The organism is Mesorhizobium shangrilense, from assembly GCF_028826155.1.
Classification (GTDB): domain Bacteria; phylum Pseudomonadota; class Alphaproteobacteria; order Rhizobiales; family Rhizobiaceae; genus Arvimicrobium; species Arvimicrobium flavum.
The window spans coordinates 1,992,767-2,016,532 of the sequence record NZ_JAQGPN010000001.1 but is presented as its reverse complement, the minus strand read 5'-3'; the positions used below and the strand labels follow the sequence as shown (position 1 = coordinate 2,016,532).

The following is a 23,766-nucleotide window of genomic DNA, read 5'->3' as shown; positions in this document are numbered from 1 at the left end:
GTTGACGGCTCACCATCCGACGCCGCTCGCGGATAGGCAAGGGGCAGACCCACAGGAACGGGAGCGTCGATCAGGCAGGGCGGACCGGCATCATGCGCACCAGTTCCGCGACGCTCCGCTCGAGCAGCGCCACCCCGCCGGGACGCCAGCCGAGACGCTTCAGCCTGGCCGTCGACATGACATTGAGCTGGGCGGCATCGGCCCGTTCCGGCGGCAGAGCCGAAGCGCCGGCGACCCGGGCAACGATGCCAAGCAGGTCGTGGAGATCAACCACTATGTCGGAAGCGTTGTAGACCTGGCGGGATACGACAGGCGGTTCCTGCGCCAGCATCAGCGATGCGGCGGAAGCGACGTCTTGGCCGTGGACCTCGGTTGCGACACGCGGCGCGATGGGCTGCCCGTCGAGGAAATCGGCGAAGAGCTGCTGCCATTTGTGGGCGCGTCCCGGTCCAGCGGGTCCGTAGACGCCGGTGACGCGCAGGACCGTCGGCGCGAAACCGGCGCCGGCCATGGCGAGGAGCCGCCGCTCCGCCTCTAGTTTTACTTCGCCATAGAGCGTGTCCGGCCGCGGCTCGGTCGCCTCCATGAGGACCGCGCCGGCAGCCTGGGTTCCGTAGACGGCACGGCTCGACAGGAAGACGACGCGCTCCACCCCGGCGACCCGCGCCGCGTCGAACATCGCCGCCGATCCCTCGATGTTGAGCCGCCGGAAACCCGCCGGATCGCTCCCCTCCCCGCCGCGGTATTTTCCGGGAATGTGGTCGAAGGCGGCGTGAACGAAGGCACCCGCATCCGCAAACAGGTTTGGACCGATCGCCGTCGGCTCGAGCGAGGCAGCGACGAATTCGACCGGCCCGGTGAAGAAGCCGTCCGGGGGCGCGGTGCGGCCGAGCACGCGCACCGCATGACCATCCGCGAGCAGGCGTTCGACGATGAAGCGGCCGACAAAGCCGGTCCCGCCGGAAACGACGATCTTCCGCGTCATGATCCAGGATTTCGCAGGGATGCCCGGTCCGGGATTCCCTCGCCCGAACGATAGGCATGCCAGAGGTCGATCAGTGGCTGGAGCCTCTCCGCCTTCGGGTGGCCCGCCTCCCAGGGTTTCTCGTACTGGTAGTGGACCACCGAGATCGAGTTCCAATCCCACAATTCGGGCAATGCGAACCAAACATATTGCAACATGTTGAAGAAGACCGGCAGGCCGTGCCAGTCCGGAAAATAACTCTGCAGGAACGTCTGGTCGGTGCGCGGCCAGAAGGCATCCGGCCGGTCGAGACGCTCCAGCATGTCCGCGAAGGTGGCCGCGGATGGCCTGGCGACAAAGACGCCCGAGTTGAGCCGGCGGAAATCGGCAAGCGACTCGTAGACATTGGGTGCGGCGGAGAATTCGGGATAGCCGAACAGCCGGTCGATGTTCTTCAGCACCAGCGTGTCGGCGTCGAGGAAGACGACCCGGTCGTAGCCGGTCATCTCCCACAGCCTGAGCTTGGCAAAATTGTCGAGCGGCGTGTGGAAGGCGGGCTTTCGTCCCTTGGTGAAGGGGTTTTTGCCGTGGATGTTGGAGCGGGCGTGGCGTTCGTTGAAGGCGTCGGAGGTCGGCAGCAGGTCGACGGGCGTGAGAATGGCGCCGAGTGCGGCGAGCGGCGCAAGGCGCGCATCGTCGACCCCGCCGGTGTGCATCACGACGATGTCGGCGGCGGTGCCCGTGAGCGCCAGCGAGCGGACCAACGCCATCGCGCCTTCGCAAAAATCGGCGTTGGTGACGAGGGTGACGTAGGCGTGGCGGGGCATAGTTGCCGCTTCTATCCCGTGCTTTGCGAGCGATAAAGGGATCGACGGCACCAAGTCTCGCTGCGCGCCGTCGGGCGTGTTATAAATTCCATCACGCCGACGGAGCAAACATGTCGAAACCCCTCATTTTCACAATCTCAGCCGTCTGGGATGACGAAGCGTCAGTTTGGAGCGGGCGTTGCGACGACATACCCGCGGCTGCCGACGCTGCGACGCTAGATGGTTTGCTGGCCCGAATGTCGGCGATGGCCCTCGATTTGCTGCCGGACAATCATCCTGGAGTCGATCCCGGATCAGTGTATCTTCAGATCACAGCATTGCGCGAAGCGGAGCCGGCGGCGGCCTGAATGGCGCCGCAATTCGACCGTCCGCTGAGAGAGTTGCTGCGCGCCGCCGGTTGCACTCTGATCCGGCAGGGCAAGGGAAGCCACGAAATCTGGCACAGCCCGATCACCAAGCGAAATTTCGCCGTACCTATTGGCATTCCCAGCCGGCACACTGCGAACGCGATCCTGCGCCAGGCGGGCCTTCCAAAGGCTTTCTGAACTCCCGAGAAATCCTTCGACAGCCTGGGCGCACCTAGCCGACGCTCTTCAGCCTCTTTCCCTCCGGATCGCGATCGATCGCCGACGCGATGTCCTTGGTCCAGGCCGAGACGGCGGGAATGCGGCTGCGGTCGACGCGGTAGGCGAACTTCTTGGCGACGTCGACCACCTCGGAAAGCAGACCCTCCTCCAGCGTGATCGGATTGAGGCCGAGCTCTATGAACTGGTCGTTGCGGACCACGAGATCGTTCTCGGCCGCCTCCTTGCGCGGGTTGGGCAGGTAGGCCACCTGGCTGCCGGTGAGGCGCGCCACCAGCTCGGCGAGATCGCGGACGCGATGCGTCTCCGTCATCTGGTTGAAGATTTTTACGCGAGAGCCGCGTTTGGGAGGAGTCTGCAAGGCCAGCTCGATGCAGCGCACGGAATCCTCGATGTGGATGAAGGCGCGCGTCTGGCCGCCGGTGCCGTGCACCGTCAGCGGATAGCCGATCGCGGCCTGGATGAGGAAGCGGTTGAGCACGGTGCCATAGTCGCCGTCATAGTCGAAGCGGTTGACCAGCTGCGGATGCCTGCGCGTCTGCTCGGTGTGCGTGCCCCAGACGATGCCCTGGTGCAGGTCGGTGATACGCAGGCCGTCGTTCTTGGCGTAGAACTGGAACAGCAGCTGATCCAGGCATTTCGTCATATGGTAGATCGAACCGGGGTTGGACGGATAGAGGATCTCCTGCCTCGCCGTTTCGCCCTCCATCGTGTCGATGCCGACCTCGAGATACCCCTCCGGGATGGCGGCGCCCACCGTCGAGTAGCCGTAGACGCCCATCGTGCCGAGATGGATGAGATGCGAGTCGAGGCCCAGTTCCACCAGCGCGTTGAGCAGATTGTGGGTGGCGTTGACGTTGTTGTTGACCGTGTAGTTCTTGTGGCGGTCGCTCTTCATCGAATACGGCGCGGCGCGCTGCTCGGCGAAATGGACGATCGCCTCGGGGCGGTACTCGGCCAGCCACTGCTTCAGCACCTCGTAGTCGCGGGCGATGTCGATGAGGTGGAAATGGATGCGCCGGCCGGTCTCCTGGTACCAGATGCGCGTCCGCTCCTGGATCGAGTCCATCGGGGTGAGCGACTGGACGCCCAGCTCGGTGTCGATCCAGCGCCGCGACAGGTTGTCGAGGATGTGAACCTCATGGCCCTTGTCGGACAGGTTGAGGCAGGTCGGCCAGCCAATGAAGCCGTCGCCACCAAGCACAGCAATCTTCATCGAATCGTCCCCTCTCCGGTCGGTCCTTACCCGGCATAATGAGCAATTGTGACAGGAGTTGCATGCGCTGTCGCGCAATGCCCGACGAAAAGGGCCGGCGCGACGGCCGGCCCTTCGCACCTGCAAGCTGCGTTTAGGAGGCGGTTTCGACCGCGGTGACGTTGCCGGTGCTGTCGTCCACCGTCACCTTGATCTTGGAGCCTGCGGCCAAGCCGTCGACGGCTGTGCCTTCAGGCGCCACGAAGCTCTTGCCGTCTTCGAGGGTAATCGTCCGGGTCGCCGGATCCACCGACTGGACCACGCCTTCGACGGTTCCGGCATAGGCGGCTCCGATCAGGGCGAGCGTGGCGGCGGTCGTGGCTAGAAACTTCTTCATGAAGAGTACTCCTCGTTTCTTTAAGCTTGTCCGTCCGGGCGCCTCGTTGCGGGGGAGTTGCGGAAGTGCCCGGCGAACGACCCGGAGATAGGCCACGAAAGAGGGGGCCTTCAAATCACGAAGGATGAAATTGATAAATGATTTCATAGGCTTATTTTCGTCACATTCGGACGGTCCGGGCTGTTTCGGCTGATTTGCAGCCGTCGAAGCATCGGCGCGAAGCCGGCTTGAAAGCCCGTCCCTTCCTGCCTCTGCGGGGAATGTGGCGCGCTGGGTCGCGAGCCCCACGCTCGCCTTGTTTCGAGAAGAACTCGATCACGAAGTGCAACAGAAAATGTTGCAGGCGTGAGGTTCCGCGCCGCCCGGGGCAACCGAGAGGGGTCAGGATCGCTCCGGGCGTGCATCGGCATCGCCGATCCGGCGCACCAGCGCACCGGTCGCCAGCAGCGAGGCAAGATCGGCGATCATCGGCACGACATGCGACTTGTAGTCGAGCGGCAGCGAGACATCCGGAAGTTCGAAGAAGTTCTTGGACTGGGGCAAGAGCAGGAACGCGTCGCGATCCTTGAGCGCGATGCGCGCAGGCTCCTCCGGCCAGGCTTCGCCGAGCCATTGCAGCGCCTGCGCCATCCGCCCGGTCACCAGCGGCAGCGCCGCGGTGGGATTGTCCGTCCTGAAATCATAGGCCGAGTCGAGCACGTCCACGCCGCTCCGGATTTCCTGGAGGTCGTTCCCGAATATGCCGTGGAAGAAGGAACTCACCCGGTTCGCCTTGCGCGTCGCGACGAGAACGCCCGGAAACGCGCGCTCGGTTTCGAGCGCCACCACCACGCCGCGGAAGACCGTTGACGGCGCCTTGACCGAGCGCTGCGAGAACACGGCCTCGTAGATCTCGAAGCCGAAGCCCTGCCAGGCGCCGGATATCTCATCGTCATAGGTGATGCGGTCGAAGTCGCCGATCGTGTCCTTCGGCAGGCGAGCCGCCGATGCCGGCGTCGCGCCCTTCTGATACTTCAGATCGTCGACGAAGCTGAAGATGGTGGGCAGCAGTCTTGCACGGAAGGAGGTCTGCAGCCGGCGAACGGGGCTCGTTGCCGACCTGTAGGCGACGAACAGGGCCACAAGCCCGCCGACATAGAGAAAGACGTGCAGCGCCGAGACCCACTGCTCGTTGGGGTCCGCGAAGCTGTTCAGGGCGAGCGCCAGAATGACAACGATGACGATGATGGAAATCAGGTAGGCCGGCACGCGTATCGCAGCGTTGCGCCGCGTCGTCTGGCGCTCGGCTTCATAGGCTTCGATATCGGCGCGGATGCGGGCCAGCACGGTTTCGTTCGGCATGAAATCCTGCGTATCCATGCTTGCCTCCTCGGCGCGGTCAGCAAAGGAATATCGCGACTTTCGGGCGGCGTCACCTCGGTCGGCGCGACCACTGCCGGGCGACAATGGACCAATACGGCGTTCCGTGCGACGATGCCGTCCTCATCGGAGTGACGTCTGATGGCCGGCATCGAGCTCAGACCCCAGACCCGGGCAAAGCCGAAGACCCAGCGGCCGAAGCTGCACAAGGTGATCCTCGTCAACGACGATTTTACGCCGCGCGAGTTCGTCGTCCGCGTGCTCAAGGCGGAATTCCGTTTGAGCGAGGACCAGGCCTATCGGGTCATGATCACCGCGCACCGTCGCGGCGTCTGCGTCGTCGCCGTCTTCACCAGGGACGTCGCGGAGACCAAAGCGACCCGTGCCACCGACGCCGGCAAGGCAGCCGGCTATCCGCTGCTGTTCACGACCGAACCGGAAGAGTGAGTGACGGGCTCGCGACGTGAATTCATCGTACCGGCGGCGCGATGAAAGCTCAGCCCAAGGGCCGGTTCAGCTGCGGACGAAACGGCTGGACTGGAAGGATTGGGTGGAGCCCCACGGCGTTTCATGAACGTGGCGGCGGGCTTCGACCAGGCGGAAGCCCGGACCGAGCGCCTCCGCGAGTCCTTCCGGATCGTAGCGGGCGACCGGCAGTCCGCTGCACTTTTCGGGACCGTCGAGCGCAAAGGTCGCGATGATCGCGTGGCCCCCGGGCGACAGAGCCGCTTCGAGGGTCTTCACATAGCGGCAGCGGTCGTCGGCGTCGGTAAGGAAATGGAAGGCTGCCCGGTCGTGCCAGACCTCGTACTGCATCGGAGGAGTCCAGGAGGTCACGTCGGCAGCGATCCATGTCACCCGGTCCGCCCGTCCGCCGAGACGCGAGCGCGCCTGGGCGAGCGCCTTGGGAGACAGGTCCAGCACCGTCAGGTCCGTGAAGCCGTGGTCGAGGAGACAATCCACCAGCCGCGACGCACCGCCACCAATGTCGACGATGCGCCCATCAGGCCGTGCGCCAGTCGCGGCGATGAGTTCGAGCGAAAGTTCGGGAACCTCCTCGAACCAGCTGACCTCGGCCTCGTCCTTGCGGGCATAGACGTCGTCCCAATGGGGCCGGCCGCCAGCATCCGGGGTATTCATGAAATCGCCTAAACTTGATTGGGGCAGTATGTGTGCGACACCGCCCAGCGAGCGCAACGCTACCACCCTCTACGATTGTCTGCGAGATTTTTGGCGACATTGCTGAGGCGGGTCTAACACACGTTTTCGTGCTCCGCCCCTGCCTGCGGCGCATTGCGGATGCGGCTCAATCGCCGTTGATGAGCCCCAGGATCAGCCGGTGCACGTTGCCGCCGTCGCTCATCTCGACGCGGTCGAACTCGGCGCTGCGGCGGCGTTGCTCCAGGGACGCCTCGGACAGCGGCTGCTGGAGCTGCTGGCGGATCTTCTGGCACTTCGGATCGTTCGGCACCGTCACGCCGACCGTCGTCGCCAGGATCCGGTCGACCATTTCCTTCATATGGTCGCCATGCACCTTCTCGTGCCGCTGCAGGCCGTCGATGAAGGTTGCCCACCTCTCGCGCGTCCCGGCGGGCAGCTTGGCCGAGGGCTTTGGCAGCGTGTAGGTGATCGTCATCCACGGCTTTGCCGAGACGAGCCGGCAACTGCCGTCGGCCTGCGGGACATATTTGCGCGACCATTTCAGATCGAAGGTGGTGTGCGCGATCGTCCGGCCACCCGACTTGCCGACGGTCGGCCCGCGCTCGCCGATCGAGGCATAGAGCTCTTGGCCCGTCGCACCCGCGATGGAGTAGGTCTTGACGACCTCGGTTGCCTGCCACTCGGCGGCAGCGGCCGGGGAAGACAGGCACCCAAGCGCGATACTCAGGAGCCCGAGCCGTTGACGATTCCTCACGCCTGTCCTCGAATTGCGGATGGTCCGGTTCGAGCACTAGCGAATGCCGGACAGCGGAGCAACCCGACGTTGCCTGCAACGGTCAATGTCCCGGGCGTCCGGTCTTCCCCTTGGTGCGCCCCTTGCGTTTCTGGTCAGCCGGATCCTCGTACGATCCAATGCCGATCTGCGCGCGCTTGATGGGCTTGACGCCTTCGACCGGCTGCTCGGTGCGCCGTACCGTCATCTCGTCCAGCGAGTTCTTGCGGAACAGGGTTTTGTCCGATGAACCCGTCATGCCGTAGTCGGCGCCATGCGCCTCCTTGGCCGACTGCTTCTTGAAGAGGGAGCGCGAGACGGCGCCGGCCGGCGCCACAGCGTCGGTGCCCGGTCCCATGTCGTCCAGGGACGGTTTCTCGAAGAGCGATTTGCCGCCGCGACCCGCAGGCGCAGCGTAGTCGCCGGCGCGGCCCATCTCGTCCAGTTCCGGCTTTCGGAACATGTTCGGCCGGGCCACCTTGGCTGCCTCTTCGGCCGTCCGCGCCTCGTCCATCTTGCGGAAGCGCTCTTGCTCCTCGGCCGTGCGATGCTTCGCGACGCCCTTGTTGTGCTTGCCCTTTTCGCGACCGCTGGCCGGGCTCTGCCCCTCCACCTCCCGCGCCATCGGATCGTCGGAGATGGCGAGTTCCATCTCGCGCAGGCGCTTGATCTCGTCGCGCAACCGCGCCGCCTTCTCGAAGTCGAGGTCGGCGGCGGCATCGCGCATCTGCTTCGTGAGGGCCTCGAGGTGGGCTTTCAGATTGTTGCCCATCATCGCGCCCTGATCCTCGGCGAAGCCGGTGATGTCGGCGCGCACGTGGTCCTTCTCGTAGACCGAGTCCAGGATGTCGGCGATGCGGCTCTTCACGCTTTCCGGCGTGATGCCATGGGCGGCGTTGTATTCGAGTTGCTTCTCACGGCGGCGGTTGGTCTCCGCCATCGCCCGCTCCATCGAGCCGGTGATGTTGTCGGCGTAGAGCACCACCTTGCCGTCGACGTTTCGCGCCGCGCGGCCGATGGTCTGGATGAGCGAAGTCTCGGAGCGCAAAAAACCTTCCTTGTCGGCGTCGAGGATGGCGACGAAGCCGCACTCCGGAATGTCGAGACCCTCGCGCAGGAGGTTGATGCCGACCAGCACGTCGAACGCGCCGAGTCGCAGATCGCGAAGAATCTCGATGCGCTCCAGCGTGTCGATGTCGGAGTGCATGTAGCGCACGCGTACGCCCCGCTCGTGCAGGTACTCGGTCAGGTCCTCGGCCATCCGCTTGGTCAGCACCGTGACGAGCGTGCGATAGCCTTTGCGCGTCGTCTCGTTGATCTCGCCGACCACGTCGTCGACCTGGGTCTTGGCCGGCCGCACCTCGACGGGGGGATCGATCAGCCCGGTCGGGCGGATGACCTGCTCGGCGAACACGCCCCCGGACTGCTCCATCTCCCAGGCGCCCGGCGTCGCCGACACCGCAACAGACAGCGGCCGCATGGCGTCCCACTCCTCGAAGCGCAGCGGCCGGTTGTCCATGCAGGACGGCAGCCGGAACCCATACTCGGCCAGCGTCGCCTTGCGCCTGAAGTCGCCCCGGTACATGCCGCCGATCTGCGGAATGGTGACGTGGCTTTCATCGACGAAGACTAGCGCGTTGTCGGGAATGTACTCGAACAGGGTCGGCGGCGGGTCGCCCGGCTGACGCCCGGTCAGGTAGCGCGAATAGTTCTCGATGCCGGCGCAGGAGCCGGTCGCCTCGAGCATCTCGATGTCGAAACGGGTGCGCTGCTCAAGCCGCTGGGCCTCCAGCAGCCGGCCGGCCTTCTCCAGTTCCGCGAGGCGGCCCTTGAGCTCTTCCTTGATCGACTTGACGGCCTGCGTCAGTGTCGGGCGCGGCGTGACATAGTGCGAGTTCGCGTAGATCTTGACGCTCTTCAGCTCGCCGGTCTTGCTCCCGGTCAGCGGGTCGAACTCGGTGATCGCCTCGATCTCGTCGCCGAACAGCGTGATGCGCCAGGCGCGGTCCTCCAGGTGGGCCGGGAAGATCTCAATGGTGTCGCCGCGCACGCGGAACGAGCCGCGCACGAAGTTCGCGTCCTGGCGCTTGTACTGCTGGGCGACGAGGTCGGCGAGCAGCTGGCGCTGGTCCAGCCGGTCGCCGATCTGCATCTGGAACGTCATCGCCGTATAGGTCTCGACCGACCCGATACCGTAGATGCAGGAGACGGAGGCGACGATGATGACGTCGTCGCGTTCGAGCAGCGAGCGCGTCGCCGAGTGGCGCATCCGGTCGATCTGCTCGTTGATCGACGATTCCTTTTCGATGAAGGTGTCGGTGCGCGGGACGTACGCCTCGGGCTGATAATAGTCGTAGTAGCTGACGAAGTACTCGACCGCGTTGTCCGGGAAGAAGTTCTTGAACTCCCCGTAGAGCTGGGCGGCCAGCGTCTTGTTCGGCGCCAGGATCAACGCCGGACGCTGCGTCTGCTCGATCACCTTGGCCATGGTGAAGGTCTTGCCGGAGCCGGTGACGCCGAGCAGGACCTGCGTGCGGTCGGCATTGTTGACGCCTTCCACGAGGTCCTTGATCGCCGTCGGCTGGTCGCCCGCCGGCTCGAATTCGGACACCATCTGGATGGCGATGCCGCCTTCCGACTTCTCCGGGCGCTCCGGACGGTGCGGCGTCCACAGCTTGCCGTTCTTGTGCAGCGGATTGCCGGATTCGATCAGGGCCGACAGCGCCGCAACGGTCGCCGTCACGCCGGAATTGGTCAGCGTCTCGGCGTCTTCCAGGTCGATGTCGAGGCCGGCGACCGGATTGAGGCCGGCCGCCGCGCGTTCGCGCGCCGTCGCTGCGCCGCCCATCGAGGTGCCGCGAGCGGTCTTGGTCGGGGCGGATGAGCGCTCGGGGATGCGCTTCGAAGACTTGGATGGGGTCCCCGCGGCCGCGCGCTTCTTGCCGTTATCTTCTGAGGTTACCCCCTCTGTCGCCTTCGGCGACACCTCCCCCTCGAGGGGGGAGATTGCCTGGCGCCCTTCCCGCTCCGCCTCGCGCGAAATCTGCTCGGCCCAGTCGGAGATCGAGCCGGTCAGCGGCGTACCGGAGAGTTCGGCCTGCGGCGCTTCGCCGAGGCCGGGCCGATGCAGCGGCTCGGACGCATCGAGGTAATCCGTCACAGGACTGCCGCGGCTGCGCCGCGGGCGTTCGTCGCGCGTCGTCTTCGACGGCGCAGGTTTCTTGTCGGAGTCGGCCATGGGCCGAATATGGTCACAGCCGACGCGAATGGAAAGGGCGGGGCGCGCGATCGGCGGCGCACGCGCGGCGGCTCCTGACAACAGGCTGGCAGGAGCAGCGTTGTGCAGAGCCGCCCCGCCGCCTCGGTCGCCGGTCCGAGCCCAACCGTCAGCAGGGTCCGTCGCGGAGGATCCTGAAGCCGGCCACATCCGCCTCGCAGGAGTTCGGGAACGTTCTTATCTGGCCGCCGCGGCGCGCGCAGACCGGCGCATACTCGCGGGTGCAGAAGCGATCGCGATCGCCACCGCGCCGGCACTCGCCGTCGCTGACGATGCGGTAGCCGGCCTGCTCGGCTAGGCAGGAATTGCCGAACGTCTGGCGATTGCCGCGACGTTCCGCGCAGACCGGATCGTATTGCTGGGTGCAGAACCGCCCGCCCCCAACGCCGCCGCCGCGCCGGCATTCGCCGCGGCTGACGACTCGGTAGCCAGACCGGTCGGCCATGCAGGCATTGGCGAAGGTCTGGCGATCGCCGCCGCGCTGTGCGCAGACCGGGTCGTATTCGCGGGTGCAGATGGGTCCGGGGCCGGGCCGGATCGGGCCGGCGTCATCGTCCACGACCACCGTACAGGCGGACAAGGCGACGACGAAGAACAGGAGCAGCGCGCGCGTGCGCGCCCGTATCGATGGCAGGAATCCCATGTGACCCTTCTCTCCGCGAAAGCTCGGCTCGTCCCTGGCTCGATCCTCGCGATTCCCGCTGCAGAATCAATACCAGCCGTTGCAAGCTTCTGCCCACAACCGACATCGGCGCACGCTGGTTCCGCCATCGGCGAGCGCGCTTCCGGCGCGGGTCGCAGCGGCCGGTTTCCGCTTGCATTCCGCCGCCTGCTTGCCTACCTCGAAGTGAGCTTTCGGAGTACGCCCCATGTCGAACGGACCCAACCGCATTCTCGACGAATTCGCGAAACTGATGACCGACGCCGCCGGCGCGGCCCAGGGCGTCCGCCGTGAGGTGGAGACGGCCTTCCGGGCGCAGGCGGAGCGCATGCTCAACTCGATGGACATCGTCCAGCGGGAAGAGTTCGAGGCGGTTCGCGAGATGGCTGCCAAGGCCCGTGCGGAAAACCAGAAGCTCGCCGCGCGCATCGATGCGCTCGAGGCGCAACTCGCGGCGCAGCAGGGAAGCGCGCAAGCCCCGGGTGCGGACGCGCCGGAGGCCGCCGCGAAGCGATCCAGCCGGGCCGCTCCCAAGAAATAGTTAAAAATCTTAACCGTGTTGTCCACAGGGCGCCGATCCCGAAAACCCTGTGACGTGAATCCCTTACATGCCAGTCGGGCTTTTAGCCGGGGTCCGATTTCCACATGTCCGGCAGCCCTTTCCGAAAAAGGGGCTGGTCAGCCGACTCTGCATCAATACACTGAATTTGCTGCATGATTCGGAAACGGATCAGGTGCGGAGGCAACGGGCAGGCCCGGGGACACAAAAGGCCTCCCGCCAACTCAATGGGTGGGGTGCGCGTTTGTGAGGCGTCTTGCTTCGGAGTCGCAATTTGCGATTCCAGAACGACAGGGATCGGGATCATGGAACTGCTGGAACTCGAAGCGTCGCGAGAAATTCATCCGGTCGACGTAATCGAGCAGGTCGCCAACACGAACGACTGGTCGTTCGAGCGCAGCGGCGACGACGAGATATCGATCACCGTGACCGGGCTGTGGACGGAATACGAGGTGTCGTTCTCCTGGATGGAGGACTTCGAGGCGCTTCATCTGGCCTGCGCCTTCGACCTCAAGGTGCCCGACGGGCGCGCGCTGGAAGTGATGCGGCTGCTCTCGATGATCAACGAGCAGATGCTGTTCGGGCATTTCGATCTCTGGGAACAGGAGGGCGCGATCATGTTCCGCCAGTCGCTTCTCCTGGCAGGCGGCGCCGAGCCGACGAGCAAGCAGGTCGAGGGCCTGCTCACCAACGCGCTCGAAGCCTGCGAATGCTACTTCCAGGCTTTCCAGTTCGTGGTGTGGTCGGGCACGTCGGCCAAGGATGCGCTCGCCAGCGCACTGTTTGAAACCCACGGCAGCGCCTGACACGGCATGGGCATCTCGACCGAACGCAAGCCGGAGATCTCGTTTGCCGATTTCGACAAGGTCGACATCCGCGCCGGCACGATCGTGGAAGCCGAGCCTTATCCGGAAGCCCGCAAGCCGGCGTTCAAGCTGAAGATCGACTTCGGCCCGGCGATCGGCGTCAAGCGCTCCTCGGCGCAGATCACCAGACATTACGAGCCAGAGGCCCTGATCGGCCGGCAGGTGTTCGCCGTGGTGAACTTTCCGCCGCGCCAGATCGGCAAGTTCATGTCGGAGGTGCTGACCCTGGGATTTCCCGACGAGGACGGCGAAGTCGTCCTGGGCGCCATCGAGCGCAGGGTTCCGGACGGCGGGCGGCTGTTCTAGAAGGCCATCCGCGCTTGGCGCGAACGTGTCGCCGGGCGACGTCGCCCGGACGCGCATTACGACAATCTCATTATCCGTATTGATTTGACTGGAAAGTGCAGACTAGACTTCGGCAGGCCATGAGAGCACCGAAGGTTTGATGGACCCACAACCAGCCCCGAGGAGCAGAGCCGGCTCGATGTCGCTCATGCGCGTGGCGCTGTGGCTGTTCGCTGCGCTGTCGCTGGCCGAGTTCGCCCCCGCATTCGGGGAGTTCTCCCGCTTCGCCAAGCTTGGACTGGCCCAGGCCGATTGCTTCGCCAAGAATGCGGAGAACTGCTCTACGTCCCAGGTCCAGGTCGTCGCCTCCGAGCCGGATGTGGCGCCGAGCCTGGCCGTCGCCGAGATCGAGCCTTGCCTCGACGGGGACGAGGACGGCGCCGCCTGCGGCATCAAGGATGCCGGCAAGGCTGCAAATGCCGGCTGCATTTGGGTTTGGCAGTGCCTGGACGAGCAACCGCAGGCCGGGTTCAACTCTCGCGCGCCACCAATCGTCGCCTGACGCGGCCCGCCGAAGCGGAAGCCGCTTCCAGACTGCCCCAACCTGATTGGAATCTCTTCATTTGCCGCGGAATGTTCCGCCACGATGGCAGATGACGTCACTATCGGAGGACACCATGTCCAAGACACATCCCCTCGGCTTCCGCATCGAGCGCGACATCAAGGAGGCGCTTGTCAAGGCGGCGAAGGAGGACCATCGCTCGGTCTCGTCGCTGGTCGAACTGGTGCTCGCGCGCTGGCTGCGCGAGCACGGCTATCTCCATGATATCAAGGATAAAGCCGCCTGAGATCGCGGTCCCGCAGATGAATGAGGCCGCGCCCGCGCGGCCTCATTAGACTAAGGTCATAATCCCAAAGCATCGATATTTGTTCTTCCCGAGAATCGCTAGGCTGGCCGGGTGCACCTAAGCATCGGCTGCGCTCGTCGCGCGCCGAATGCATGGCAAATCTGGGGAGGACAGAAAATGTCAATTGCAACCGCCGCAGGCCAGACCCGCCGCGGCATGACGCGGGAGGAGAAGAAGGTCATCTTCGCCTCCTCGCTCGGCACAGTCTTCGAGTGGTACGACTTCTATCTCTACGGCTCGTTGGCCGCCTTCATCGGCGCGGCCTTCTTCAGCTCCTACCCTGAAGCGACGCGCAACATCTTCGCGCTGCTCGCCTTCGCCGCGGGCTTCCTGGTGCGCCCGTTCGGCGCGCTCGTCTTCGGCCGCATCGGCGACCTCGTCGGCCGCAAGTACACCTTCCTCGTCACCATCATGATCATGGGTCTGTCGACATTCCTGGTCGGCCTGCTGCCCGGCTCCGCGACCTGGGGCATCGCCGCGCCGATCATCCTGATCGTGCTTCGCATGCTGCAGGGCCTGGCGCTCGGCGGCGAGTATGGCGGCGCTGCGACCTATGTCGCCGAGCACGCGCCCGACGACCGCCGCGGCTACTACACGTCGTGGATCCAGACGACAGCGACGCTCGGCCTGTTCCTGTCGCTGGTCGTCATCCTGCTCATCCAGGGCATGATGTCGAAGGAGGACTTCGCGGCCTGGGGCTGGCGCATCCCGTTCCTGGTGTCTGTCGTGCTGCTCGGCATCTCGGTCTGGATCCGGCTGTCGCTCAACGAGTCGCCGACCTTCCAGCGCATGAAGGAAGAGGGCAAGGGCTCCAAGGCGCCGCTGACGGAAGCCTTCGGCCAGTGGAAGAACGCCAGGATCGCGCTGCTGGCGCTGTTCGGCCTGACCGCCGGCCAGGCCGTGGTGTGGTACTCCGGCCAGTTCTACGCGCTGTTCTTCCTGCAGAACGTGCTGAAGGTCGACGCCGTGTCGGTCAACATCATGATCGCGATCTCGCTCGCGCTCGGCACGATCTTCTTCGTGATATTCGGTTGGCTGTCCGACAAGGTCGGACGCAAGCCGATCATCATGGCCGGCCTGGCGCTCGCGATCGTCACCTACTTCCCGCTGTTCAAGGCGCTGACCTGGGCTGCCAATCCGGCCCTTGCCACCGCGCAGGAGAACGTGCGGGCGACCGTTACTGCCGCTCCAGGCGACTGCCGGTTCCAGTTCAACCCGACCGGCACCGCCAAGTTCACCACCTCGTGCGACATCGCAACCTCGTTCCTGACCCGCAACTCGGTTCCCTATGACGTCGTCGCCACGGCGGCGCCGGGCACACCGGCCACGGTCACGATCGGCAACGAGACGGTCGAGTCCTTCGACGCCGTCGCCGCCGGCGACGACGCCAAGGCCAAGGAGGCGGCCTTCGCGAAGGCGGTGAACATCGCGCTTCAGGACGGCGGCTATCCGCTCGTCCGCGATCCGGTGAAGGTTGCCGATCAGAAGCTCGACGCACTCGTCGCGGCCAATCCGAAGCTCGCACTCGACGCCGCGGCGATCCGTGGCGGCGATAAGACGATGGTCCCCGTCGAGCAGGCGATCAAGGACAAGCTGATCACGGCCGAGGAAGCCGCCGGCGCGACCGAGATCGCTGTCTTTACGGTTCCGGGCGCCGGCGCGTTCAAGATGGTGGCCGACCCGGCCCAAGTGAACTGGACGATGATCATCGCCATCCTGTTCATCCTGGTCGTCTACGTGACCATGGTCTACGGGCCGATCGCGGCGATCCTGGTCGAGATGTTCCCGACCCGCATCCGCTACACCGGCATGTCGCTGCCCTACCACATCGGCAACGGCTGGTTCGGCGGCCTGCTTCCGGCAACCGTGTTCGCCATGAGCGCGGCCCGCGGCGACATCTACTACGGCCTCTGGTACCCGATCGCGATCGCGGCCATGTCGCTCATCATCGGCATGCTCTTCGTGAAGGACACGCTGGGCACGGATCTGCACGCCAAGGAGTAGCAGGACCGTCATCCGAAACGTTGCGCCCGGCGGGAAACCGCCGGGCGTTTTGCGTCGCAGGGCGGCATTCGCGTGCAGGGCAATCGGCAAGCGATTTGGACGGCATTTACCCCCACCCCTACCCCTCCCCACAAGGGGGAGGGGATCTTGTGGCCGCGCATGCCCGTCGACGATTGACGCCGGGCGCGATGCAACCGAGTCGCCTCCCCCTTGTGAGGAGGGGTTAGGGGTGGGGGTAATTCCATTAGCGACTGACGCGCATCTGCGTTGGGCGATCGCGACCGCGATGTTCTTCCAGCAGCGGAAGCGGCAAACGGGGATGCCGCATCGCAGCGGCTGCGGTAAGGTGGGCGAACGTCCAACCCACTCCGAGGACATCCCGATGAAGATCATCCCCTGCGGCAGCGTCGCCACGATCCAGGCCCCGGAAAACTATTTTACGGGACGCGTCCTGCAGACGCCCGTGATCGAGAAGGAAGCCCCTGCCCGGCTGCGCGCCGTCATGGTCAGCTTCGAGCCCGGCGCGCGCACGGCCTGGCACACGCACCCGCTCGGCCAGACGCTCTATGTCATGTCCGGCGCAGGTCTCGTCCAGACCGCCGGCGAGCCGATCCGGGAGATCAGGGCGGGAGACGTCGTCTCCTTCGCTCCGGGCGAAAAGCACTGGCACGGCGCCGGACCCAAGACGGCCATGACGCATCTGGCGATGCAGGAGGCGCTTGATGGGGTCACCGCGGACTGGATGGAGAAGGTCAGCGACGAGCAGTACGCGGGAAGCTGAGCGCCCGCATCCACCCTTGGACTGGTTTGCCTCCGCCGCGGGCGGCGCCCTGCGGGCCGCGTTGAGCTTCCAGGGCATCTTGCAGAGTGCCCTCGCCTACCCGCGCCGACACACAATCGCCAGACTGGCGGCTCATTCCACGCATCGGTGGAAGCGGAGCCCGTGACGCGCATGCATGGAAATCCGTCCCGTTCCCGGCGGCGTATCCTCCTGACAATTGGCGCGGCCGTGCTGTTGGCGCCCCTGGTCGCCATGCAATTCACCGACGAAGTGGCATGGGGACCGGAAGACTTCGTCGCCGCAGCTCTGCTGCTGGGCGGGGCCTGGGCAGCGCTGGAACTTGCATGGAGGGTGCTACCCGCAACGACCGGACGGCTGATCGCGGCGGCCGGGATCGTCTTCGCCATGCTTGCAACCTGGGGGCACCTGGCCGTCGGCGTGTTCTGAGTTCGGGAAGCCGAACCGGGAACGCATACTTCATTCAATGGCGGTTCGAGACCGCCGACAACCATCCTCGGCAGGAACGACCGACGACCGCTCCCCTTACGCCGGCACCCTGATCACCGCGCGCAATCCACCCAGCGGGCTGTTGTCCAGCGCGATGTCGCCGCCATGGCTGCGGGCGATGTCGCGGGCGATGGCGAGGCCGAGACCGGTGCCGCTTTCGTCCTGGTTGCGCGCCTCGTCCAGCCGTACGAAGGGCTTGAAGACGTCTTCGCGACGCTCCGCGGGAATGCCGGGGCCATCGTCGTCGATGGTGACCGTCAGCCAGCCGCGCTTGTGGACCGCGGCAACGGCGACCGTCTTCGCATAGCGGAAGGCGTTGCCGGTGACGTTGGCCAGAAGCCTGCCGAACGCGTGCGGCCTGACGATGATTTCCGGCTCGCCGACGATGCTCGTGGTCAGGCTGCGTCCCCGCAGCTTCGCTTCTTCGGCGAGACGGTCGAAGTGGAGCCCGAGGTCCAGGCTGCCGGTGTCTTCCAGGGCCTCGCCGCGCGCGAAGGCCAGGTAGCCTTCCAGCATGGACTCCATGTCGTCGATGTCTTCGTTGAGCGCGGCCGTGTCCACCTTCTTCCCGCCCAGCGCAAGCTGCAGCCGAAAGCGGGTCAGGATGGTCCTGAGATCGTGGCTGACGCCGGTGAGCATGGCGGTGCGCTGCTCGATCTGCCGCTCGATCCGCTCGCGCATCTGGATGAAGGCGAGGCCGGCGCGCTTCACCTCCTCGGCGCCGCGCGGACGGAAATCCGGCGGCGTCGGTCGCCCCTTGCCAAAACTCTCGGCGGCTTCGGCAAGCTGCAGGATCGGCTTGATCTGGTTGCGCAGGAAGGGGATGGCGATCATCAGCAACACCAGCGACGTGCCAACCATCCAGGTGAGGAAGATGTAGGTGTTCGGGGCGTAGGCGTGGCTGCGGCGCGCGAAGACGCGCAGCACCTTGCCCTCCATCTGCACCCTGATCTCGATGATGTTCGAGTTGCCGACCGTGTCGATCCAGAACGGACGGTTGATCTGCTTGGTGATCTCCGCCGACAGCGCCCGGTCGAGGATCGAGAAGAACGGTTTAGGCCCCGGCGCCGGCAACGGGTCGGCCGGCAGGATGTCGACCTTCAGCGCGAGCCGGTCGCCGGCGAGCCGGATGACGTTCGAGTAGTCGCTGCCGGGCGGCAGGGTATCGATCATGTCGACGACCGCGGCGATGTCGCGCGTCACCGCCTCCGAGAGGCGCTGCGTGACCGTCTGCCAGTGTCGCTCCATGAAGACGAAGGCGATCACCGACTGCAGCAGGATCATCGGGGCGATCACGATGATCAGTGAGCGCGCGTAGAGGCGCTTCGGCATGTAGAAGGAAACGAGACGCCAGAAGCGGTGCCACATCCGGCGCAACGGCCGCACGCTGCCCGCCAGGCGCTCCTGGATGGCGGTCGTCTGCCGGCGGACGGTGTCGGTTGCGCTCATGCTCCTCGTTCCGGGGTCACATGCGAATATGGGCCCGGGCGGAAGCTTATTCCACGTTCAGTCGATACCCAATACCGCGCACGGTCTGCAGCCAGACCGGATTGGACGGGTCACGCTCGATCTTGCGGCGCAGCCGGTTGATCTGCACGTCGATCGTGCGCTCGCCGACCTCGGATTCGCCGGCGACCAGCTCGTGCCTTGCGATCGTCTCCCCGGCCCGCTCCGCGAAGATCGTCAGGATGTCCTGCTCGCGGTCGGTGAGCTTGACGACGTCGCCGCTCTTCTTGAGTTCGCGGCGGGCGATCTGGAAGGTGTAGGGACCGAACACCAGTTGCTCCACCTTGGGCGTCTGCTGCGGACCGCCGCGCCGCAGGATGTTGTTGATCCTGAGGATCAACTCGCGCGGATCGAAAGGCTTTGGCAGGTAGTCGTCGGCCCCCGCCTCCAGGCCGGCGATGCGGCTATCGGTCTCCGAAAGGGCGGTCAGCATCAGGATCGGCACGTCCTTCTGCGCCCTCAGCGAGCGCGTCAGCTCGACCCCCGATTCGCCCGGCATCATGACGTCGAGGATCAGCAGGTCGAAATCGAGCCCCGCCAGCTTGCGCCGCGCCTCGGCCGCGGCGGCGGCCACGGTCACGCGAAATCCGTTCTCGGTGAGGTACTGCTTCAGCAGATTGCGGATGCGCGTGTCGTCGTCGACGACGAGCAGATGCGGCGCGTCGTCGCCTGGTATGCCGCTGCGGTCGGGAAGCTCAGGCGTGTCCATTGGTGTTTCCTGGGTCGTTGCCGGGCAGGTTGTCAATCTGCGCCCTCAGTTCCGGATTGACCATGGCCTTGAGGAAATGCTCCACGGCCTGCCGATCGGTCGGCGCAGCATCCTTCAGTGCCTCCGCGATACGGCTGGACTGTGGCCGCGCCAGGTCGAGGGCGAGCGCGCGGCCCTTTGCCGTTGGATAGAGCTCGCGCTGGCGCCGGTCCTTCGGACCCTGGATCTGCACGATGTGGCCGGTGTCGATCAGCTGCTTCAGCACGCGCGCGAGGCTCTGCTTGGTGATCTTCAACACGTCGAGCAGCTCGGCGACAGTCAGGCCCGGCATGCGGTTGACGAAATGCAGGATGCGGTGATGGGCCCGGCCGAAGCCGTATTTCTCGAGGATCTGGTCCGGATCGGAGGTGAAGTCGCGATAGGCGAAGAACAGAAGCTCGATGATCGCGAGGTCGATTCCATCGTCGCGCGACAGGGCGCTCCGGATGGGTTTCGCGGGAGAACTTGAACGATCGGACATGAAATTCTCGTGATTTAAAATACGTCAGCAGTGTTGACGTATTTTAGGTTCGGTGGTAATTTTTGCCAATCTTTTCGATCGATTGCGAACGAAAAGGCATGTGTTTGCGGCGTTAATGGCAATTTCATTGGATTTGCCATATCACCGCGACCGCCCTACGCTTGGCTCAACTGGGCCCGGCGTTCGGCCGACCAGATATTAAGGCATTCAAAGGCTTTGCGCCTTGGGAGGTATGAAATGGCATCCGTTCCCTTCGACCAACTGGAGGGTTTCATCTGGATGAATGGCGAGTTCGTCAAATGGGCGGACGCCAAGATCCACGTCTTGACGCACGGGCTGCACTACGCCAGCGCCGTGTTCGAAGGCGAGCGCGCCTATGGCGGCAAGATTTTCAAGCTGACGGAACACACCCAGCGCCTGCATGATTCGGCCAAGATCCTCGGCTTCACCATCCCATACAGCGTGGCGGAAATCGACGCTGCCTGCGACACCCTGTTGAAAAAGCAGGGTTTCGCCGACGCCTATGTCCGTCCGATCGCCTGGCGCGGCAGCGAGCAGATGGGCGTTTCGGCCCAGGCCAACCGCATCAACTGCGCGATCGCCATCTGGCAGTGGCCGAGCTACTTCGACCCGGCCCAGAAGCTGAAGGGCATCCGCCTCGACGTCGCCGAGTACCGCCGCCCCGATCCGCAGACGGCGCCCTCCAAGTCCAAGGCGGCCGGCCTCTACATGATCTGCACGCTGTCGAAGCACCGGGCCGAGGATCGCGGCTATGCCGACGCCATGATGCTCGACTGGCGCGGCCAGGTCGCCGAAGCGACCGGCGCCAACATCTTCTTCGTCAAGGACGGCAAGATCCATACGCCGAAGCCGGACTGCTTCCTGGACGGCATCACGCGCCGGACCGTCATCGACCTAGCCAAGCGCCGCAACATCGAGGTGATCGAGCGCGCCATCATGCCGGAGGAACTGGCGGGCTTCGAGCAGTGCTTCCTGACAGGCACGGCGGCCGAGGTGACCCCGGTCTCCGAGATCGGGTCGTACAACTTCCAGGTCGGCGAGATCGCCAAGACGCTCATGAACGACTATTCGGCCGAGGTGCAGCCGAAGCAGGCGATCGCCGCCGAGTAAGATAGAATAGTCGCTTTGAAGTACAGGCGGGCGGTCGAAAGGCCGCCCGTTCTCGTTTGCGCGAGTATTTGACTTTTGCACGAATCAGCATCTGATGTTGCCGCCCTGTAAGACCTTGAGTGGACATGGAGGGATCATTTGATGGATACAAATGTGCTTCTTCAGATCGTGGTGCAGGCGGTCACCGGCATCATTGCCGGCCAGGCGGTCGGCGCTGCGTTCAAGCAGGCTGCAATGGGCCAACTTCCCAGACTGCTCAGCGGCGCGGTTGGCGGCGTCGTCGGCGGCCAGGTTCTGGGCGGCCTGCTCGGCGGCGCAGCCGGTGATCCGGCCGCCGGAGCGGCAGCAGGCGGATCGATGGGCGGGCTGCTGGGCGACGTCATCGGCGGCGCTGGAGGCGGCGCCCTCCTGACCGCCATCGTCGGCGCAGTCATGGGATCGATGAAGAAGGCCTGAGCGGATCGGTTCTTCACAGCCAGGCGGCGGGCGGCAGCGATGCCGCCCGCTTCTTTTCGGTGGACGTTCGGGCATCGACCCCATACATCCGCCCCGACGTCAGGAAGGAATGCAAATGGGTCAGCTCAACGGAATCATCGTCCCGGTCACGCCGTTCCAGCAGAATTGCACCATCCTCTTCGACATGGACACCAAGACAGGCGTGGTCATCGATCCGGGCGGCGACGTCGACCAAATCCGCGCCGCGATCGACGACCAGGGCGTCAAGATCGAGCAGATCTGGATCACCCACGGACACATCGACCATGTCGGCGGCGCGATGGAGCTGAAGGAGGCGCTGGGCGTCGACATCGTCGGTCCGCACGAGGCTGACAAAGGGCTGCTCGCCAATGTCGAGAAGCAGGCGCAGATGTACGGGATGGCCGGCAGCGTGCGCAACTGCACGCCCGACCGGTATCTCTCCGAGGGCGAGACGGTCAGCTTCGGCGACCATGTGTTCGAGGTGCTGCACTGCCCGGGCCACGCGCCGGGACACGTGGTCTACTTCAACCGCGCGGCGAACTTCGCCCATGTCGGCGACGTCCTCTTCCGCGGCTCCGTCGGCCGCACTGACCTTCCCGGCGGCGACCACGAGGCGCTCATCCGCTCGATCAAGGAGAAGCTGCTGCCGCTTGGCGACCAGGTGGGCTTTGTCTGCGGCCACGGCCCGGGCGGGCGCTTCGGCGAGGAACGCCTGGAAAACCCGTTTCTCAGGTAAGCATCGCGTCCAGGCTCGGGCGCCCGGACGCGCGCTGCGGGATCAATTCGCGTTACAGAAGCGCTCGCGGCCGTCATAGCCGACATAGGTGCCGGTCTGCGGATCGAAACTGCGATAGCGGTTGCTGCAGTAGCGGTACCAGGAGCGCGACCACGGCTCGACGCCGCCGCGCGCGACGGCACCCTCGTAGTAGTAGCGGCTCGGCCGCGGCGGCGGGTTGCGATAGTAGCGGTCTGCGTAGACCGGCTGTCGGTTCGTGTTGAGCGCCCCCACGGCCAGCGCCCCGAGCGCCAGCCCAACGATGCCGGCCGCAACCAGGTCGCCGTCGGAACTGCCATGAGAATGGTAGCCGCCATGATGGCGCCAACGCTCACCGGCTTCCGCCGGAATGGCGGCAAAGGTCGTCGCAGCGACGGCCACCGAGAGAATGGTCTTCTTCAGCAAGCTCATTTTTGTCTCCTGCACGGGTCCGTTGAGACGTGAACCCGAACTGCAGGAATTCTAGGCTGCGTCTCCTGAACGCAGGCTGAACGTCTGCTCATGCCGCGAAACCGAAACGCCCCCCGTCCGTCAGGCCGGGAGGATTTTCGTCGCTTGCGCGGCGGAAGTCGAACCCTGGCGTCAGATGACGCTCAGGTTGACGGCCTTCGGACCCTTGCCGCGCTTGTCCGGTTCGGTTTCGAAGCGCACCTTCTGCCCGTCCTCGAGACCGGGAAGCCCGGACGACTGCACGGCCGAAATGTGGACGAAGACGTCCTTCTGGCCGTCATCCGGTGTGATGAAGCCAAAGCCTTTGGCATGATTGAAGAATTTTACTGTGCCGGTCTGCGGCATGAGATGCTCCTCTTATCCCAGGACGGGTTCGACAGCCGGAGAATGGCTCCAACCGTTATTGGGCCGTTCACAGGAGGAGAAGAAACGGACAGTTCCCCTTGAGGCATTGATGCCTTCTTTATCACGAACCACCCCGGCCCCCTTTATGTCGAGCTTCCGGGGCATGCCATTCCAGTCTCCGGGCCGGCAAATGCCCGAACACCGGTTTTTCCTCCATTTTTCGATCACGAGCAAGTGAAACTTTACATGTGGCGCAATGGAGAGAATTCACGCGGCGGACCGGCGAAGAACGTCAAGTCCCGACGCCAAGCAAAGCAAGTCGTGGCCGCAGCCAAAACAAAAGGGGCATGGCGCGTTACCGCCATGCCCCAAGTATCGGTCGTATCCCCTAGGAGATAGGCCGCTTTATTCGACGCGCAGGTTGACTGCCTTCGGGCCCTTGCCCATGCGGTCGGGCTCGACGTCGAAGGAAACCTTCTGGCCGTCGACCAGCGTGCGCAGGCCGGACTTCTCGATCGCCGAGATGTGCACGAAGACGTCCTTCGCGCCGCCATCCGGCGTGATGAAGCCAAAGCCTTTGGTTGCGTTAAAGAACTTCACAGTGCCTGTCTGGGACATTCTGGGGTCTCTCCTTCACCCATCAAATCGAAAACCCTCCTCATCGGGCGCCATTCGGAAGGTCGGTCAGTTCTTGGCCGTGCCGCGCCGGCGCGCGAACACACCCGTGCCAAGGGCGGGTCGTCAGA

General features: G+C 64.8%; 29 protein-coding genes. 14 read left to right on the top strand and 15 right to left on the bottom strand.

All coding sequences use genetic code 11. The features are described 5' to 3' along the window. Window positions 1-70 precede the first annotated feature (70 nt). Both PD284_RS09895 and PD284_RS09890 read right to left on the bottom strand, forming a co-directional pair. Complete coding sequence (locus tag PD284_RS09895) at window positions 71-985, bottom strand: NAD-dependent epimerase/dehydratase family protein (RefSeq protein ID WP_274628033.1); 915 nt, start codon at window positions 983-985, stop codon at window positions 71-73. After that, the gene (locus PD284_RS09890) at window positions 982-1,791 is read right to left on the bottom strand and encodes a glycosyltransferase (protein ID WP_274628032.1); all 810 of its coding nucleotides are present in this window, start codon (window positions 1,789-1,791) and stop codon (window positions 982-984) included. The genes PD284_RS09895 and PD284_RS09890 overlap by 4 nt, the downstream gene beginning before the upstream one ends. A gap of 110 nt (window positions 1,792-1,901) precedes the next feature. Between PD284_RS09890 and PD284_RS09885 the strand changes: the two genes are divergently transcribed. Both PD284_RS09885 and PD284_RS09880 read left to right on the top strand, forming a co-directional pair. Continuing rightward, window positions 1,902-2,138, top strand: a complete 237-nt coding sequence (locus tag PD284_RS09885) for a DUF1902 domain-containing protein (protein WP_274628031.1) — start codon at window positions 1,902-1,904, stop codon at window positions 2,136-2,138. Beyond that, window positions 2,139-2,336 (top strand): type II toxin-antitoxin system HicA family toxin, encoded by a 198-nt coding sequence (locus PD284_RS09880; protein ID WP_274628030.1) that lies wholly within the window; start codon window positions 2,139-2,141, stop codon window positions 2,334-2,336. A gap of 34 nt (window positions 2,337-2,370) precedes the next feature. Here PD284_RS09880 and PD284_RS09875 read toward each other — a convergent pair whose 3' ends face one another. The 3 genes from PD284_RS09875 to PD284_RS09865 form a co-directional block, all read right to left on the bottom strand. Continuing rightward, complete coding sequence (locus PD284_RS09875) at window positions 2,371-3,591, bottom strand: NAD-dependent epimerase/dehydratase family protein (RefSeq protein WP_274628029.1); 1,221 nt, start codon at window positions 3,589-3,591, stop codon at window positions 2,371-2,373. A 133-nt stretch (window positions 3,592-3,724) separates the two neighbouring features. Next, window positions 3,725-3,967, bottom strand: a complete 243-nt coding sequence (locus tag PD284_RS09870) for a DUF1344 domain-containing protein (protein ID WP_274628028.1) — start codon at window positions 3,965-3,967, stop codon at window positions 3,725-3,727. 381 nt (window positions 3,968-4,348) lie between these two features. After that, window positions 4,349-5,326: a hypothetical protein gene (locus PD284_RS09865; protein ID WP_274628027.1), complete on the bottom strand. Its 978-nt coding sequence runs from the start codon at window positions 5,324-5,326 to the stop codon at window positions 4,349-4,351. Between the two features lie 141 nt (window positions 5,327-5,467). Between PD284_RS09865 and clpS the strand changes: the two genes are divergently transcribed. After that, entirely contained in the window at window positions 5,468-5,773 is a 306-nt protein-coding gene (clpS, locus tag PD284_RS09860; protein WP_274628026.1) for an ATP-dependent Clp protease adapter ClpS, read from the top strand. 66 nt (window positions 5,774-5,839) lie between these two features. Here the strand turns inward: clpS and PD284_RS09855 are convergent, their stop codons facing one another. The 4 genes from PD284_RS09855 to PD284_RS09840 all read right to left on the bottom strand — a co-directional run bounded on the left by PD284_RS09855 (window position 5,840) and on the right by PD284_RS09840 (window position 11,179). Next, window positions 5,840-6,466, bottom strand: coding sequence for a class I SAM-dependent methyltransferase (locus PD284_RS09855; RefSeq protein WP_274628025.1), 627 nt, complete (start codon window positions 6,464-6,466; stop codon window positions 5,840-5,842). Window positions 6,467-6,632: 166 nt separating this feature from the next. After that, entirely contained in the window at window positions 6,633-7,241 is a 609-nt protein-coding gene (locus PD284_RS09850; protein WP_274628024.1) for a DUF922 domain-containing Zn-dependent protease, read from the bottom strand. An 82-nt stretch (window positions 7,242-7,323) separates the two neighbouring features. After that, a complete protein-coding gene (gene uvrB, locus PD284_RS09845) occupies window positions 7,324-10,497 on the bottom strand; it encodes an excinuclease ABC subunit UvrB (RefSeq protein WP_274628023.1) in 3,174 nt (1,057 codons plus the stop codon). 148 nt (window positions 10,498-10,645) lie between these two features. Continuing rightward, on the bottom strand, window positions 10,646-11,179 hold the full coding sequence (locus PD284_RS09840) for a Kazal-type serine protease inhibitor domain-containing protein (RefSeq protein ID WP_274628022.1): 534 nt from the start codon (window positions 11,177-11,179) through the stop codon (window positions 10,646-10,648). Between the two features lie 226 nt (window positions 11,180-11,405). On the opposite strand from PD284_RS09840, the gene PD284_RS09835 reads away from it, so the two are divergent. The 8 genes from PD284_RS09835 to PD284_RS09800 all read left to right on the top strand — a co-directional run bounded on the left by PD284_RS09835 (window position 11,406) and on the right by PD284_RS09800 (window position 17,047). Further along, complete coding sequence (locus PD284_RS09835; protein ID WP_274628021.1) at window positions 11,406-11,738, top strand: accessory factor UbiK family protein; 333 nt, start codon at window positions 11,406-11,408, stop codon at window positions 11,736-11,738. A gap of 323 nt (window positions 11,739-12,061) precedes the next feature. Beyond that, window positions 12,062-12,562, top strand: coding sequence for a type III secretion system chaperone family protein (locus tag PD284_RS09830; RefSeq protein ID WP_274628020.1), 501 nt, complete (start codon window positions 12,062-12,064; stop codon window positions 12,560-12,562). 6 nt (window positions 12,563-12,568) lie between these two features. Then, window positions 12,569-12,928 carry a tRNA-binding protein gene (locus PD284_RS09825; RefSeq protein WP_274628019.1) on the top strand — a complete coding sequence of 120 codons (360 nt, stop codon included), beginning with the start codon at window positions 12,569-12,571 and terminating at the stop codon, window positions 12,926-12,928. A 178-nt stretch (window positions 12,929-13,106) separates the two neighbouring features. Next, the gene (locus PD284_RS09820) at window positions 13,107-13,469 is read left to right on the top strand and encodes a hypothetical protein (RefSeq protein WP_274628018.1); all 363 of its coding nucleotides are present in this window, start codon (window positions 13,107-13,109) and stop codon (window positions 13,467-13,469) included. A gap of 115 nt (window positions 13,470-13,584) precedes the next feature. Beyond that, window positions 13,585-13,755 carry a hypothetical protein gene (locus tag PD284_RS09815; protein WP_274628017.1) on the top strand — a complete coding sequence of 57 codons (171 nt, stop codon included), beginning with the start codon at window positions 13,585-13,587 and terminating at the stop codon, window positions 13,753-13,755. 177 nt (window positions 13,756-13,932) lie between these two features. Next, window positions 13,933-15,819, top strand: coding sequence for an MFS transporter (locus tag PD284_RS09810; protein WP_274628016.1), 1,887 nt, complete (start codon window positions 13,933-13,935; stop codon window positions 15,817-15,819). A 382-nt stretch (window positions 15,820-16,201) separates the two neighbouring features. Continuing rightward, the gene (locus PD284_RS09805; protein WP_274628015.1) at window positions 16,202-16,600 is read left to right on the top strand and encodes a (R)-mandelonitrile lyase; all 399 of its coding nucleotides are present in this window, start codon (window positions 16,202-16,204) and stop codon (window positions 16,598-16,600) included. Between the two features lie 162 nt (window positions 16,601-16,762). Then, window positions 16,763-17,047, top strand: coding sequence for a hypothetical protein (locus tag PD284_RS09800; RefSeq protein ID WP_274628014.1), 285 nt, complete (start codon window positions 16,763-16,765; stop codon window positions 17,045-17,047). A 96-nt stretch (window positions 17,048-17,143) separates the two neighbouring features. Here the strand turns inward: PD284_RS09800 and PD284_RS09795 are convergent, their stop codons facing one another. The 3 genes from PD284_RS09795 to PD284_RS09785 all read right to left on the bottom strand — a co-directional run bounded on the left by PD284_RS09795 (window position 17,144) and on the right by PD284_RS09785 (window position 19,842). Further along, on the bottom strand, window positions 17,144-18,475 hold the full coding sequence (locus PD284_RS09795) for an ATP-binding protein (protein WP_274630594.1): 1,332 nt from the start codon (window positions 18,473-18,475) through the stop codon (window positions 17,144-17,146). Between the two features lie 127 nt (window positions 18,476-18,602). Further along, complete coding sequence (locus PD284_RS09790; RefSeq protein ID WP_274628013.1) at window positions 18,603-19,322, bottom strand: response regulator; 720 nt, start codon at window positions 19,320-19,322, stop codon at window positions 18,603-18,605. Beyond that, the gene (locus PD284_RS09785; RefSeq protein ID WP_274628012.1) at window positions 19,309-19,842 is read right to left on the bottom strand and encodes a MarR family winged helix-turn-helix transcriptional regulator; all 534 of its coding nucleotides are present in this window, start codon (window positions 19,840-19,842) and stop codon (window positions 19,309-19,311) included. The genes PD284_RS09790 and PD284_RS09785 overlap by 14 nt, the downstream gene beginning before the upstream one ends. Before the next feature lie 237 nt (window positions 19,843-20,079). Between PD284_RS09785 and PD284_RS09780 the strand changes: the two genes are divergently transcribed. The 3 genes from PD284_RS09780 to PD284_RS09770 all read left to right on the top strand — a co-directional run bounded on the left by PD284_RS09780 (window position 20,080) and on the right by PD284_RS09770 (window position 22,186). Beyond that, entirely contained in the window at window positions 20,080-20,973 is an 894-nt protein-coding gene (locus tag PD284_RS09780) for a branched-chain amino acid aminotransferase (protein WP_274628011.1), read from the top strand. A gap of 141 nt (window positions 20,974-21,114) precedes the next feature. After that, on the top strand, window positions 21,115-21,429 hold the full coding sequence (locus PD284_RS09775) for a hypothetical protein (protein ID WP_274628010.1): 315 nt from the start codon (window positions 21,115-21,117) through the stop codon (window positions 21,427-21,429). Window positions 21,430-21,544: 115 nt separating this feature from the next. Beyond that, window positions 21,545-22,186 (top strand): MBL fold metallo-hydrolase, encoded by a 642-nt coding sequence (locus PD284_RS09770; protein WP_274628009.1) that lies wholly within the window; start codon window positions 21,545-21,547, stop codon window positions 22,184-22,186. Window positions 22,187-22,228: 42 nt separating this feature from the next. On the opposite strand, the gene PD284_RS09765 is transcribed toward PD284_RS09770, so the two are convergent. The 3 genes from PD284_RS09765 to PD284_RS09755 all read right to left on the bottom strand — a co-directional run bounded on the left by PD284_RS09765 (window position 22,229) and on the right by PD284_RS09755 (window position 23,638). Further along, window positions 22,229-22,636: a BA14K family protein gene (locus tag PD284_RS09765; protein ID WP_274628008.1), complete on the bottom strand. Its 408-nt coding sequence runs from the start codon at window positions 22,634-22,636 to the stop codon at window positions 22,229-22,231. Window positions 22,637-22,807: 171 nt separating this feature from the next. Further along, window positions 22,808-23,020, bottom strand: a complete 213-nt coding sequence (locus tag PD284_RS09760) for a cold-shock protein (protein WP_274628007.1) — start codon at window positions 23,018-23,020, stop codon at window positions 22,808-22,810. Between the two features lie 405 nt (window positions 23,021-23,425). Then, on the bottom strand, window positions 23,426-23,638 hold the full coding sequence (locus tag PD284_RS09755) for a cold-shock protein (protein ID WP_274628006.1): 213 nt from the start codon (window positions 23,636-23,638) through the stop codon (window positions 23,426-23,428). Window positions 23,639-23,766 lie beyond the last annotated feature (128 nt).